The following is a 13,319-nucleotide window of genomic DNA, read 5'->3' as shown; positions in this document are numbered from 1 at the left end:
GCAGCCCTCCGCGGACGTCCCGGTGCTGCGCATCCGGGATCTGCACAAGTTCTATCGCGAGGGCGAGGGAACAACCGAGCACCGCGTCCTGGAAGGGATCAACTTCGATGTGGATCGCGGCGAGTGTGTTGCGCTGTTGGGGCGAAGCGGCTCGGGAAAGTCGACCCTGCTCAACCTGCTCGCCGGGATCGACCGGCCGGATCAAGGACGCGTCGAGGTCATGGGGCATCGCCTCTCGACGCTCGGCGAGCCCGGCCTGACGCTCCTGCGACGGCGCCAGGTCGGCTTCATCTATCAGTTCTTCAATCTGATCCCGACCCTGACGGTCGCCGAGAATCTCGCCCTGCCGCTCGAGCTGAACGGCACCTCGCTCGCCCGCGGGATGCCGCGGATCATCGAGCTGTTGGAGCGCCTCGGACTCGGCGCTCGCGCCCGGGCCTTCCCGGATCAGCTCTCGGGCGGCGAGCAGCAGCGCGTCGCCATCGGCCGTGCGCTGATCCACTCCCCTGCCCTGGTCCTGGCCGACGAGCCGACCGGCAACCTGGATGTGGAGACGGGCGAGCAGATCCTCGCGCTCCTCGCCGAGCTGTTTGCGGATCGACAACGGACCCTGATCCTGGTGACGCACAGCCTGGCGGTCTCGCGCATCGCCGACCGGGTGCTCACGCTCGATAAGGGCCAGCTGGTCGACTCGGCTCGGGATCTTGCCTGGTGATCCCCGTCCTCGTTCGCGCCAGCCTGCGCTATCTGGCCCGCCACCGCTGGCAGTCCGGTCTGTCGATCCTCGGCATCGCACTCGGCGTGGCGGTCGTCATCGCCGTGGACATCGCCAACGAGAGCGCGCGGAGGGCCTTCGACCTCTCGATCGAGCGGGTCGCCGGTCGCGCAACCCACCGCATCGAATCGGCCTCCGGCGGCATCGCGGATGCGGTCTATGCCGATCTGCGTCGCCGCGGCGGGCTCGGATCCACCGATGCCACGCCCGTCATCGAGGCCCCGATCCGGATCGGCGAGGCGACCCTCACCCTGATCGGGCTCGATCTCTTGGCCTTCTCCTCGCTGCGAGGCACCGGCCTCTCGGTCGAGGGCACGTCGCTGATCCGCATGCTGACACAGCCCGATACCCTGCTGCTGAGCGCAGCGGACGCACAGCGTCTCGGCGTCGTTCCGGGCGACACCTTGCCGCTTCGGATCGGGTCCCGCGAGATCTCCGCCGAGCTGGTCGGCATCCTCGCCTCGGATCAGACGAGCGGTTTCGAGGGTCTGGCGATCGCGGACATCGCAACCGCACAAGAGATCACCGAGCGCATCGGCAGGCTCGATCGGATCGATCTGGTGCTCACACCCGAGGACGCGTCTGTTCTGGCCGAAGGGCTCCCGCCCGGTCTGCGGCTGGTCGCCTCCGAGCAACGCAGCGAGACCCTGCGTCAGATGACACGGGCCTTCCATACCAACCTGACCGCCATGAGCCTGCTCGCGATGCTGGTCGGCGGATTCATCATCTACAACACCATGACCTTCGCGGTGCTGCAGCGACGCAGCCTGCTCGGCTCGTTGCGGACACTCGGCTGCACGCGTGCGCAACTCTTTGCCTTGGTCCTGTCCGAGGCGTTGCTCTTCGCGTTGGCCGGCGCACTGCTCGGGCTGGCATTGGGCATTCTGACCGGCTGGGGGTTGGTGCAACTGGTCACGCGCACCATCAACGACATCTATTTCACGCTGACCGTACGCGAGCTCTTCGTCACGCCGCTCTCGGTCGTGAAGGGCATGGCCGCCGGACTCCTGATCACCCTAGTCGCCGCACTCGGCCCGGCCATCGAGGCCGCGCGGGCTCAGCCGCGCGACGTGCTGCGTGCCAACAGCCTGGAGCGTCGCGGGCAGCGCTGGGTGCTCTGGCTGGGCGCGTTGGGTCTGACCCTGATGCTCATCGGATGGGGTGCAGCCCAGATCCCGAGTCGCTCGCTCGGTCTCGGCTTCCTGGCCATCCTGATCCTGATTCTCGGCTTCAGCCTCTGTGTCCCCGCACTGCTGCGCGCGATTGCCCTCGGCTTGACGCACGTCGTCGGGCCGATCGGCGGGATCCCGGCCGTGCTCGCAGCGCGCGGGGTGGCTGCATCCATCACCCGGACCGGCATCGCCGCAGCGGCCCTGACTGTGGCCATCTCCTCGACCCTCGGGGTCGGCGTCATGATCGACAGCTTTCGCAGCAGTCTGATCGTGTGGCTCGACACAACCCTGCAAAGCGACATTTATGTCTCTGCGCCCTCGGAAACGGGGAATCGCGCGGATGGCGTCCTCCCGACCGGTCTGGCGGAGCGGCTGGCCACCCTTCCGAGCATCGCCGAGATCAGCATGGGACGCAGCGTGCGGGTCGAGACGGACACCGGCTCGGTGCTCCTGCTCGGGCTGACATCCTCGTCGGTCAGCCCGAGCGGCTTCAGCTTCGAAGGCGGAGAAGCGGCGGATCTGTGGACGCGTTTCGAGGCCGGCGAGCTGATCCTCGCCTCGGAGCCCTACGCCTATCACCACGACGTCGGGGTCGGCGACCGGGTTGCCCTCTTCACCGACCGGGGCTGGCAGTCCTTCGAGATCGGCGGCGTCTTTCGCGACTACGGCTCGGATGCGGGGATGCTGGTCATGGCAGGCGCCCGTTACGCCGCGCTCTGGGGCGACGACGCCGTCTCCTCGATCGGCATCATGGTGCGCGACAACGCCGATCGCGCCGAGGTCTTCGAACAGGTTCGTGCCCTGACCGAAACCCTCGATGCCCCGGTCCTCGTCAGCCTGAACGAGCAGATTCGCGAGCAGTCGCTCGACATCTTCGACCGCACCTTCGCCATCACCCATGTCCTGCGTCTGCTGGCGATCGGCGTGGCCTTCATCGGCGTGCTCAGCGCCCTGATGGCGCTCGAGCTGGAGCGGCGCCGCGACTACGCCGTGATGCGCGCGACCGGCATGACCCGACGTGAGCTGACCCTGTTGATCCTGACCCAAACCTCGATCCTCGGCCTCTCGGCCGGCCTGCTGGCGATCCCCCTCGGCCTCGTCATGGCAGACCTTCTCATCGGGGTCGTCAATCTGCGATCCTTCGGCTGGACCATGGAGATGCGGATCCCGCCGCTGACCCTGATCCAGGGTGTCGTGCTCGCTTGGAGCGCCGCCTTGCTGGCGGGCCTCTACCCGGCTTATCGTTCTGCCGACACGGATCCGGCGCAGGCGTTGAGATCGGAATAAGAAGGTTGAAATCCATGCGTCCGTTCTTGCCACGGGGGTTAGAATCCCGTGTATCCTTATCGGCGATGACGAGAAGAACCGCCGGTCTTGAATCAACGACGTCGAATGACCGACGGGGTCTCAGTAACAACCCCGAAGAGACCACACCGGAATCCAAGAGGCGAGCGAGCGACATGGCCGACGACAAAACGATCGTAACCAAGAAAACGGCCCCGAAAGCGGCCGTGGACAGCAAAAACCCAGTCATCAAGAAGACCGTGGCGAAGAAGACTGCCACGAAAGCGGCTGCCGGCCAGAACGCCGGGCTCAAGACCGCGCAGGACAAGGCGGCTCCCGTCAAACCGGCCGCCATCGCGGCGAAACCTGCACCGCCCAAGACCGCGCCTGCAAAAGCAGCCGCGACGAAGAAGACCGCGCCCACCATGGCCAAGACGGCCGCAGCGACGACGAGCGCGAAAAAGGCACCGGCCAAGAAGGCACCCGAAAGGGCCGGAACGAGTGCGCCGCGCCCCGCTCCGACTGCGCTCGAGGGCAAATCCATCAGCCTGAAATCGCTCGCCAACGTCTCTGACGAAGAGCGGTTGCACATGATCCACGAGGCGGCCTACTATCGTGCCGAGAAGCGCCGTTTTGCGCCCGGGCACGAGGTTGAGGACTGGGCCGAAGCCGAGCGCGAGATCGACGACCTGATCGCCAATGCCAAGCGGATTTCGGGGCGCTGATCCTGATCCCCGCGGCGAAGCGGAGCCTGTCTCGCCTCGCTTGACAGGTTCGCTTCGCGACGGCTCGACGAGAATCTAATGCAGTTCCGAATTCGCCCGGGGTAAAGGTACGAGCCCCGACTCGAATACCCGGCATTCCGGGGTTCGCTCTAAGGCGATTTCCGCGAGTCAGCATCCCGACTACCTATCCCCGCATCCCTCACCGGCGTCGTCGACGACAGTAGATCCAGGCGGCGCACTGCCGCCGCGAGGATAAGCGCGCTTACGCCCGCCCTGAACGCCGCCTCCGTCCTCCCGATAAGACCCGCATCAATATCAAAGGCAGCGCCATACCCGACCCGCCGACCGCCGTGACCACGACGGTCGCGACGAAGCGTTGCAACGGGAACACGGCGAGCGCGACCCTCGACAACCGCACGAACACCGCCGAAAAGGTCCCCGCGCTAGTCAGGGACAGGGGCGTGTATTACACTTTCATGTCGAAATCATGACGCTTTTGCGTCCTTGATGCTCCGTCGACCCTGTGGGGAGAGGGATCTTGGCATGACCCGATTACCGATGAACCAACTCCGTCTTCCGTCTCCCCTTCAGAGCGTGCGCCGCCGAGTCCTCGGCTGGATCGGCGCGATGCTCTTCGTCGCGGCCTGGTATCTGGCTGCGCAGGCGGTCATGGATCTCCTCTTCGAGGTCAAACCCGGCCCCGATGCCTTTCGCACCGACCTGATCGCACACCTCGTGATCGGTGCCCTGCTCTACGGCATGTCCAGCAGCATCACGCGCTTCGCACTCGGCACGGCCGCCCTGTTGACCGCCCTGACCCTCGGCAACGCGCTCAAGATGTCGATCTTGGGCGGCCCCCTGATGCCGGACGACTTTGTCGCCGCCAAGAATATGTTTCTGCTGCTTGATGGGTGGCAGCTCGCAGGTGCTGCACTCATGGTCGCCGTCCCGGCGATCTTGCTCTGGTGGATGATCGCCTGGCGTCGGGCTTGGTCTTGGGTGAACCTCGGTGTCGTCGCGCTCGCCGTCGGGCTGCTCGTCGCCTTCCCCGAGCCGACAAGCCTTGCTCTGGACAAGCAGTTCGGCAACTCGGTGTGGAACCAAAGAGGCAACTTCGAGGCCCGAGGTCTTCCGCTGCAGCTCCTGCAGGAAGGCGTGCGTAGCCGCGCCCGGCGCGAGCCCACTCCGACGCACGGCGAGGTGGAAGAGGCGCTCGCGCGGCTCGGCGCCTCCGCTCCAAGCGAGCTGGTCAAGGTGGCGGCGAGCGCCCGCCCCGGCCGAAACCTGCACATGATCGTGCTCGAATCCTTCTGGGATCCGATGTTGCTCGACGCATCCGAGCTCTCCGCGGATCCGCTCGATCCGGCCTTTCGCGAGCTTTGGGCCGCCGCCGGCCATGCCCATGGCCTCGCGCCCGTTTTCGGCGGCTACACCGCGAACACCGAGTTCGAGATCCTCTGCGGCTTCCCCGTCGAGCGCGACAACGTCTTCTTCGAGGGCGGACTGCGCAACGAAGCCCCCTGTCTGCCCCGCCATTTGGCGAGCGCCGGCTACCGGTCGTTCGCATCGCACCCGAATGCGGCGTCCTTCTGGAATCGGGTCAACGCGTATCGTCGCATTGGGTTCGATACCTATTGGTCCGACGGTGATTTCGACCTCGACGACATGAATAAAGGCTTCTTGAGCGACGCATCGCTCTATCGCCAAGTGCTCGACCGCCTCGGCCCGCAGCTGCACGGACCCACGCCCGTCTTCAATTATGTCCTCACCTATTTCGGACATCTTCCCTACCCGCTCAACGCTCAGCGCCCCACGGTTATCAGAGCGGCCGAGGGACACGAGACGGTCGAGGCCTACGCCAATACCCTGTACTACAAATCGCGCGAGCTGATGGACTTTCTGCGCGAGCTGCGTCGGCGCGATCCGGACGGGCTGATCGTCCTTTTCGGCGACCATCTGCCCGCGCTCGGAAACCAGTTCGGCGGCTTCAGGGAATCCGGCCTCTTGGCGTCGAGCCGCGCGGAGTTCACCGACACGATGTTCCGCACCCTCGTCGCTACACCCTTGATCTTGATCGACGGACGCCGCGGAGTTGTCAAGACCGGCGACCTGCCCTTCTACCAACTCCCCGGATTGCTCCTCCGACTTCTGGGTGATGCGCGCCCCTCGATGATGACCCTGACCGCACCCGAGCCCGGATTACCGTCAATCCGACCGCTCCCCGGCATGCACTTCATCGGCGACGGCGTATCGCTGACCACCTGCCGCGACCCCGCTGACCACGTCGCCGCCTGCGAGGCATCTACTGCCCGGCTCACGGCACTCCGCGTCATCGCTCGGGACATCTTCGGCGGCGCTCAACACGCCCTACGCCGTCTGGAGCCCACACCCGGATTCAGGGCCGCCGCCTCCGCACCGCTCCCGGATGCGCTGAAGCCCAGGCTCTGATGCCTTCGAACCTGCGCGATTGCCTCCGCGTGCGCGCGTTCGTCGCTTGAATGACAGCAGCCGATCCCGCATTTCCTCCTGTCACCGCAGGCGGGCGGGCATCATTTGGCGATACCGGAGATGTCGACATGAACTACACCGAGGTCATGGACGCGCTGGGTCAGGCCGGCTTGTCCGAGATCTATCGCTTCGCCTTCAAGGGCCGCGATGGACAAGAGCGTTTCGCACCGTGGTGAAGATCAATACCAAGACCGCGTCTGTACAGGGCGAGACCGTTCGCTGGCGGGTGAGCTACGGGCTCTTGGCGCCCGTGATCGACGGCGCGCCGGGCGATGTTTTCGACGACCCACCGGTCCTGCCGGGCGTCTGGAGGCGGGTCGACTCATGACGCAGGAGGTACGGATCGGTGTCGATGGCATGAGCTGCGCCTCCTGCGTGGCGCGGGTGGAGCGCGCCATCGCCCGCACGCCGGGCGTGGACACGGCGACGGTGAACCTCGCGGCGGGAACCGCGGTCGTGCGCTTCGAGCAGGCGACCGTGCCGGCCCTGCTCGATGCGGTGCGCGGCGCCGGGTACGTGCCGGTGGTCGAGTCGGTCACCCTCGGCGTCGGCGGCATGACCTGCGCGTCCTGTGTGGCACGCGTGGAACGGGCTGTTCAATCCGTACCGGGCGTCATCGAGGCGACAGTCAATCTCGGCACCGAATCGGCAACCGTGAGCTATCTCCCCGCGTCGGTGAGCACGGAGCGCATCGCCCAGGCGATCCGCACGGCCGGCTACGAGCCGGCGGCGCCCGAGCAACGGGCGGAGACGGACGAGACGCGCAAGGCGCACGAGCTGCGCCGACTCAAAAGCGATCTGCGCGTCGCCGCGGCCCTGACCCTGCCCTTGTTGCTGATCAGCATGGGGCCGATGGTCGTGCCGGGACTCGATGCCCTCATGGGCAAGCTGGCGCCGAAGGGCCTGTGGGCCTGGCTCGAGCTTGGGCTGGCCACCCCGGTGCTCTTCTGGTCCGGGCGCCGCTTCCTCACACGCGGTCTGATCGAGCTTCGGCATCTGAGCCCCGGGATGGACAGTCTGGTCATGCTCGGCAGCGGAGCGGCCTATCTCTACTCGCTGCTGGCCCTGACCCTGCCGGGGATGTTTCCCGCGGGTACGGTGCATCTCTATTTCGAGGCCGCCGCGGTCATCGTCACCCTGATCTTGCTCGGGCGTTATCTCGAAGCGGTCGCCAAGGGCCGAACCTCGCAGGCCATTCGACGCCTGGTGAACCTCCAGCCCAAGACCGCCCGTATCATCGGCCCGGACGGCGAGACCGAGATCCCCGCCGACGCGGTCGTTCCGGGCGACGTCATCCAGGTGCGCCCGGGCGAGCGCATCCCGGTCGACGGCACCCTGACCGAGGGCGGCAGCCGGGTCGACGAATCCATGATCAGCGGCGAGCCGGTGCCGGTGCGCAAGGATCCCGGAGACGAGGTCATCGGCGGCACCCTCAATCAGACCGGGGCCTTCCGTTATCGCGCCACCCGCGTGGGTGCGGAGACGGTGCTGGCGCAGATCATCCGACTGGTCGAAGATGCCCAATCCGGCAAGCCGCCGATCCAGCGCGTCGCCGACCGGATCGCGGCCGTCTTCGTGCCTGTGGTCATGGTCGTCGCGCTTGTGACCTTCGCGGTCTGGCTTTGGCTGGGTCCGGCGCCGCCCTTGAGCTATGCCTTCGTCGCCGCGGTTAGCGTGCTGCTGATCGCCTGTCCCTGCGCCATGGGACTCGCGACGCCGACCGCCATCATGGTCGCCACCGGACGCGGCGCGGCCTTGGGGATCCTCGTCCGCAACGGCGCCGCGCTCGAGACGCTGGCCCGCGTGGACACCATCGTCATGGACAAGACCGGAACTTTGACGGAAGGCCATCCGTCGCTGACTGCGCTCGACGCCTACGGCATGGACGAGGACGCTGCGCTGGCCCTGACGGCAGCGGTCGAGCATCATAGCGAACATCCGATCGCCGCGGCCATCGTCGCGGAGGCCAAGGCGCGGGGGTTGACCCTGCCCGACGCCACGCAGATCGAAGCGGAGCCCGGGTTCGGCATTGGGGGCCAGGTCGACGGGCAGCGAATCGCCGTCGGCGCGCGGCGCTGGATGGAACGCCTGGCGGTGCCTTTGGCGGCAGCCAGCGAGATCGCCGAGCGACTCGGCGCGGAGGGTCAGACCCCGATCTATGTCGCGGCGGATCAACGCCTGATCGCGGTCCTTGCGGTCGCTGATCCCATCAAGGCCGGCAGCCAAGAGGCGATCGCGCAACTGCGCGCGCTCGGGCTCGAGACGGCGATGCTGACCGGCGACGGCCGCCGGACCGCCGAAGCGATCGCGCGCCAAGTCAGCATCACTCGCGTTCTCGCCGAGGTGCTGCCGGCGGACAAGGCCGCCGAGGTCAAGCGTCTGCAAGCCGAGGGGCGTCGCGTCGCCTTCGTCGGGGACGGCATCAACGACGCCCCTGCACTCGCGCAGGCGGATGTCGGCATCGCCATCGGCACGGGGACCGATATCGCGGTCGAGGCGGGCGAGGTGATCCTGATGCAGGGCGACCTGCGCGGCACCGCGACCGCGATCGCGTTGGCGCGTAAGACGCTGCGTACCATCCGCATCAACTTCTTCTGGGCCTATGCCTACAACGTCGCGCTCATCCCGCTGGCGGCCGGCGTCTTCTTCCCGCTCACCGGATGGCTGCTCAACCCCATGCTCGCCGCCGCGGCCATGAGCGTGTCGAGTCTCTTCGTCGTCACCAACAGCCTACGGCTGCGGCGCTTCGGTCAAGCAGCACAGGGCTCCCGCCAGCTCGCCGCCAAGTAATCGTAGACGATATCGATCTGCTCCGGCGTCAGCGCTCCGAAGTGTTGGCTCAGGCGGTATCCGAGATTCAGCCAGGTCAAGCGCTCGAGCTTCTCGGCTTCGTACACCTTGCCCTCCAGCGCCGCAGCCCAGCCCACCCGGAACTTGCTGCTGCGATGCGCATCCGGCGCCTTGCGCTCGTCACGATCGTAGACGAGCGCGGCGAACGCCTCGTCGATGGCCTGTTGCGTTGGAGTCGGCATGCTGTGTCTCTCTGTCCTGTTGTGGCATGGATCCGGCGATTGAACGGCCCCTGGAGTACTTCACGCGGGGTGTCCGAACATTCCGGGGGCGCATTATAGGTCCACGTTGCCTGTAGGGTGCGTTGAGAGATCGCAAGCCCAGGACAGACAACCGAAACGGCGGCTCCCGAAACGCGTTCCGGTGCTCCTCTGAGACCGATAACGCAGGTGTTGTCGCTCACGTTCGTTCACAGAAGACTCTCACGATGACGCTCGCTGACCGTACCGGACAATTTCACCGGCCCCAATCCACTCAGCGTTTCCGCGATTCTGGTTCACCTTGAGTCTTTCCTTAGATTCGCAATCGGCCAAGCGCCTTCGCACGTCAGGTCAAGCCGAGCAACTGTTCGACGCTGGAAACGGAGAATGGAGTCTGCTGCACCGTTGACAGATCACGAACCAGACCTGCCGCTCGGTGCCTGGTCCCGAGAGACCGTTCCGACTTGAGCTGTGCTTAAGCTGTGCGTACAATGTGCATTGCAAAAATGCCCCCTCAGGTGCAACGCCATGGCCGCCATCTTCGCAGACGTGCTCGAATCGACGCGGGAACCCGGGACGTCGCGGTTCTCTGCATCGGGCGTCGCCGACATCCTCGGCATGCAACAGCAGGATCTGGCCGAGCTGGCGGGGGTCCATCGCAACACCTTGCGCACCCACCCGGAATCGCCAAGACTGCAATCCGCACTGCGTGACCTGATGCGTGTGTTGTCGGCCGCTGCGGCGGTGCAGCCGGACCCGCAACGCGCCATCTTCCTGGTCAAGAACGAACCCATTCCCGCGTTCCGTCACAAGACCCTGTTGCAACTGGTACAGGAAGGCCGGACCGAGGATGCGATCGGCTACCTGGAGTCCATCAGCACCGGGTTCGTCGGTTGATCCTCTGCGATCTGCCCCCGGCACCACGTTATTCCGGGCGCTTACCCCGCAGTGGGCCAGCCGGCCAACCAGCGGCGCAGGCGCCGCAACCCGAGGCGGGCGCTTCAACCGAGAAGGCGTCGAGGCGCTGTACCTGTCGTTGGATGAGGTGACCGCCTTGCGCGAGTACCAGCAGACCTCCCCCTTCCTTCCACCCTGCACGATGTGCTCGTACACCGCGGCGCTGCGCGACCTGGTCGACCTGCGCCTGCTCCACCACGGGGCGCTCTGGGACGCGCTATGGCACGACTGGCGCGAGGACTGGCGCCACCTGAAGTTCGATCTGCACATCGAACCCCCGACTTGGGTTCTCGCCGATCTGGTGCTGGCCCATGGCTATACCGGCATCCTCTTTCCGAGCCAGGCTCACGAGGGCGGAACCAACATCGTGGTGTATTCAGACCTGCTCAAGGATGGCAACTCGGTCACCGTCAACGACCCCGACGGGCGGCTCCCCCGAGACCAGTCCAGTTGGGGACTCTGACCCCCCATATGCTGCTGACCCCGCATATGCTGGTTTCCAGTCCGCAATGAACGACGGGGAACTTCAGGCACAGCAGCACGATGTCCAACGGACGTTATCTATTTCGCAATGCGGATGCAGCTGAGCCAGTCTCCTGAAGACTACGCCAGGACACAAAGCGACTTGAAGGAACTGGTGCAGTTGCGAAACAATCTGGTTCACCATTTCATCGACCAGCACGATCTCTGGTCGATAGACGGATGCATTTCGGCACGCAACGCGCTGGTTGCCGCGTTAGGACACATCGGCAAGAACCATGAACAGCTTCGGGGCTGGGCTGAGCACATGGATCAGGCCAGGCGCCTGGCCGCGGAGTTCGCACAGTCCGATGCCTTCTACGACATCATGTTCAATGGCGTCTTCCCGGACGGCACAGTGAACTGGCCAGCCGCAGGCATCGTCCGCGCTTTGCGCGAGGCGGCGAACGAGCTCGCCGTGGACGGCTGGACGCCCGTTGCAACGGCTGAGCGATGGATCATGGAACGGAGTCCTGAACAGCAGCCCAACAAGTACAGATGCACCAGCTGGCGACAGGTTCTACATGAGTCGCGCCTGTTCGAGCTGCGCTACCGTGACGTGGATGGTCAGCGAGCCGCCTGGTACAGGGCCCGCCCCCAGTGCCCTGCTTGGGGTTCATCAGCGCGACATCGACCCTGGCGAAGGTCTCACCCTACGACCCGCGAAGCTGCCGCTGTTCGTCAATGCGTTGTTGGCCTTCATAGCGGTGGACCTGCCGGCCGAGGGCGATCTCGCGCACAAGCTGATCCTAGCCGAACACCGTCAGCCGGCACGCCAATGGGTGTTCAGCGTCCCCTGACATTGCGCTGAGGGGCTCTCGTCGATCACCTACCGTGTCGACCTTGATCCACAGGGAGGACTGGAGTTGCCAATGGCCGGTTCCGGGCGAGAGCCGGCGCTGATCCGGTTCGCCCCGACCGACCGCAATGCGCGTCGAGCTGGCGCTGGAGCGGCTTGGTACCGGCGGCAGCTTTTGGCCAAGTCCCCGGCCCCGGGGTAGGCTCTGCAGGGTTACTCATGGCCGATTGGGGGCTTAAGCGAAGCCTCAAGGCGAACGAGAATCGCGGAACCGCTCGGTGGATTGGCGACGGTAGATTCGTCCGGCAAGGTCCGCGCGGAATGCTGTGAGGGCAATGGACAGATCCCATGCGTCCCCGAAATCCCTGGAGGAGGTTTCGCCAAACCCACCCCGGCGTGCGATGGCAGGCCAGCTCCCCTGCCCTGCTCTCGGGCATGCCGCCGATGACCGTGCGCCGGACCGCTCGGGGCGAGGCGCGAGTCGCCCAAGCAGCGGCGGTTGGGTAGCCTCTCACGGCGACTCCGCCGCCGTCTCTTCCGGTGTTTTTGCCTTGATCGTCAAGGCGTGCAGTGCGCCGGACTTCAACTCGTCCTTGAACAGGGCCAATACGCCCTTTTGCCGTTGCAGTAGACCCTGGCCGGCGAAGGCTTCGCTGACGATGTGGAGCTCGAAGTTGCAGTCGGCCCCGGCGATGTCGATGACCGCCTCCGGGTATTCGGCCCGCACGCGTTTGATGATCTCGTCTTGGTGCATGTGTAATCCTCGGTCTCGTGTCAGCCGGCCGCGCTTTTCAGCATCGGCAGTCACTCGCCGCTTGCGAGCATGGCCTCAATGATGTCGCTGCCGCCGATGACCTCGCCGTTGATGAAAAGCTGCGGGAAATTGGGAAAGTCCGAGACCTGAGAGAGGCCGGTGGTCGGTTGTCTGCCCGGCGCATGCAGAAGGCGGCAAGATTCAACACTCGCCGAGGTCAGGGCAGGCCCGTCACGCGTTTGTCGACGAGGTAAACCTGCCCGTCGATCTCCCTGGACCGCAGCGCCTCGAGACGTTCGCCGGAGCACAACACACTCAAGGATTCACCCGTAGCCGGGTCGTAGACGATGCCGTGCATGGAACAACGCAGGTGCTCGTGCTCTTCATCGAAGACCGTGTCGTGTATGCAGTCCAGACGTCTCACCATGTGCACGCACTGATTCAAGTAGGCGTAGACCTGGCCGCCATGTCGCAACACGATGGCGCTCTGCGGCTCGTGCTTGAAGAGCACGGGGATGATTCGATGCTGACGATCCGTCAAGTCAGCGCTGGCGCAGACCAGCAGCTTGCGTTTGTCGAGCGCCGAAGGGCGCTGGGTTGGTGTCGTGTTCACCGATCAGAAACTCGAATTCTCGTTCAGATGGGCGGCCAGGGCGCTGTCCGTGGTCACGGTATGCACTGCAAACCAAGCCGGCTCTGTCTGCGCTCTCGGTTTCGTTGTGTGGGTTGGTGCCATGCAATCGATCTACGCTGCTGTTGTGCTTCGGCTGATATAA

The 13,319-nt window shown here is 65.4% G+C and carries 11 protein-coding genes and 2 pseudogenes; 10 read left to right on the top strand and 3 right to left on the bottom strand.

What is annotated here, in order from left to right; all coding sequences use genetic code 11:
- The 6 genes from GPT33_RS01480 to GPT33_RS01455 all read left to right on the top strand — a co-directional run.
- Positions 1-715 (top strand): ABC transporter ATP-binding protein (locus tag GPT33_RS01480; RefSeq protein ID WP_363928915.1); only part of this gene is annotated, 715 nt, incomplete at its 5' end.
- Complete coding sequence (locus tag GPT33_RS01475; protein ID WP_296805203.1) at positions 712-3,234, top strand: ABC transporter permease; 2,523 nt, start codon at positions 712-714, stop codon at positions 3,232-3,234. The genes GPT33_RS01480 and GPT33_RS01475, both read left to right, overlap by 4 nt.
- 173 nt (positions 3,235-3,407) lie before the next feature.
- The gene (locus tag GPT33_RS01470; protein WP_296805201.1) at positions 3,408-3,956 is read left to right on the top strand and encodes a DUF2934 domain-containing protein; all 549 of its coding nucleotides are present in this window, start codon (positions 3,408-3,410) and stop codon (positions 3,954-3,956) included.
- A gap of 558 nt (positions 3,957-4,514) precedes the next feature.
- Positions 4,515-6,404 (top strand): LTA synthase family protein, encoded by a 1,890-nt coding sequence (locus GPT33_RS01465; RefSeq protein ID WP_296805199.1) that lies wholly within the window; start codon positions 4,515-4,517, stop codon positions 6,402-6,404.
- Between the two features lie 232 nt (positions 6,405-6,636).
- Positions 6,637-6,792: a hypothetical protein gene (locus GPT33_RS01460; protein ID WP_296805197.1), complete on the top strand. Its 156-nt coding sequence runs from the start codon at positions 6,637-6,639 to the stop codon at positions 6,790-6,792.
- A complete protein-coding gene (locus GPT33_RS01455) occupies positions 6,789-9,254 on the top strand; it encodes a heavy metal translocating P-type ATPase (protein WP_296805195.1) in 2,466 nt (821 codons plus the stop codon). Before GPT33_RS01460 ends, GPT33_RS01455 begins: the two co-directional genes overlap by 4 nt.
- Here GPT33_RS01455 and GPT33_RS01450 read toward each other — a convergent pair.
- Positions 9,215-9,496: a hypothetical protein gene (locus tag GPT33_RS01450; protein ID WP_296805193.1), complete on the bottom strand. Its 282-nt coding sequence runs from the start codon at positions 9,494-9,496 to the stop codon at positions 9,215-9,217. The two genes, GPT33_RS01455 and GPT33_RS01450, sit on opposite strands and share 40 nt — an antisense overlap.
- Before the next feature lie 546 nt (positions 9,497-10,042).
- Here GPT33_RS01450 and GPT33_RS01445 point away from each other — a divergent pair.
- The 4 genes and pseudogenes from GPT33_RS01445 to GPT33_RS01435 all read left to right on the top strand — a co-directional run.
- Positions 10,043-10,411, top strand: coding sequence for a hypothetical protein (locus tag GPT33_RS01445; RefSeq protein WP_007191680.1), 369 nt, complete (start codon positions 10,043-10,045; stop codon positions 10,409-10,411).
- On the top strand, positions 10,365-10,934 hold the full coding sequence (locus GPT33_RS01440) for an RES family NAD+ phosphorylase (protein WP_296805190.1): 570 nt from the start codon (positions 10,365-10,367) through the stop codon (positions 10,932-10,934). Before GPT33_RS01445 ends, GPT33_RS01440 begins: the two co-directional genes overlap by 47 nt.
- A 108-nt stretch (positions 10,935-11,042) precedes the next feature.
- Positions 11,043-11,492: pseudogene (locus GPT33_RS18845) on the top strand (hypothetical protein); the annotation flags it as partial.
- A gap of 136 nt (positions 11,493-11,628) precedes the next feature.
- A pseudogene (locus GPT33_RS01435) lies at positions 11,629-11,751 on the top strand (TIGR03761 family integrating conjugative element protein); the annotation flags it as partial.
- Positions 11,752-12,300: 549 nt separating this feature from the next.
- On the opposite strand, the gene GPT33_RS01430 reads toward GPT33_RS01435, so the two are convergent.
- Complete coding sequence (locus GPT33_RS01430; protein WP_296805188.1) at positions 12,301-12,543, bottom strand: BolA family protein; 243 nt, start codon at positions 12,541-12,543, stop codon at positions 12,301-12,303.
- A gap of 217 nt (positions 12,544-12,760) precedes the next feature.
- Positions 12,761-13,156, bottom strand: a complete 396-nt coding sequence (locus GPT33_RS01425) for a Rieske 2Fe-2S domain-containing protein (RefSeq protein WP_296805186.1) — start codon at positions 13,154-13,156, stop codon at positions 12,761-12,763.
- Positions 13,157-13,319: the final 163 nt, after the last annotated feature.

Source organism: Thiocapsa sp., from assembly GCF_011390875.1.
GTDB lineage: Bacteria > Pseudomonadota > Gammaproteobacteria > Chromatiales > Chromatiaceae > Thiocapsa.
The sequence above is the reverse complement of the archived record's forward strand: the minus strand, read 5'-3'. Positions and strand labels throughout refer to the sequence as shown.

Excerpts from the sequence above, each read along its gene's own strand:
- GPT33_RS01440 (WP_296805190.1), top strand. The coding sequence starts at position 10,365 with ATGCGATCGGCTACCTGGAGTCCATCAGCACCGGGTTCGTCGGTTGAT.
- GPT33_RS01445 (WP_007191680.1), top strand. The coding sequence starts at position 10,043 with ATGGCCGCCATCTTCGCAGACGTGCTCGAATCGACGCGGGAACCCGGG.
- GPT33_RS01450 (WP_296805193.1), bottom strand. The coding sequence starts at position 9,496 with ATGCCGACTCCAACGCAACAGGCCATCGACGAGGCGTTCGCCGCGCTC.
- GPT33_RS01430 (WP_296805188.1), bottom strand. The coding sequence starts at position 12,543 with ATGCACCAAGACGAGATCATCAAACGCGTGCGGGCCGAATACCCGGAG.
- GPT33_RS01455 (WP_296805195.1), top strand. The coding sequence starts at position 6,789 with ATGACGCAGGAGGTACGGATCGGTGTCGATGGCATGAGCTGCGCCTCC.
- GPT33_RS01470 (WP_296805201.1), top strand. The coding sequence starts at position 3,408 with ATGGCCGACGACAAAACGATCGTAACCAAGAAAACGGCCCCGAAAGCG.
- GPT33_RS01465 (WP_296805199.1), top strand. The coding sequence starts at position 4,515 with ATGAACCAACTCCGTCTTCCGTCTCCCCTTCAGAGCGTGCGCCGCCGA.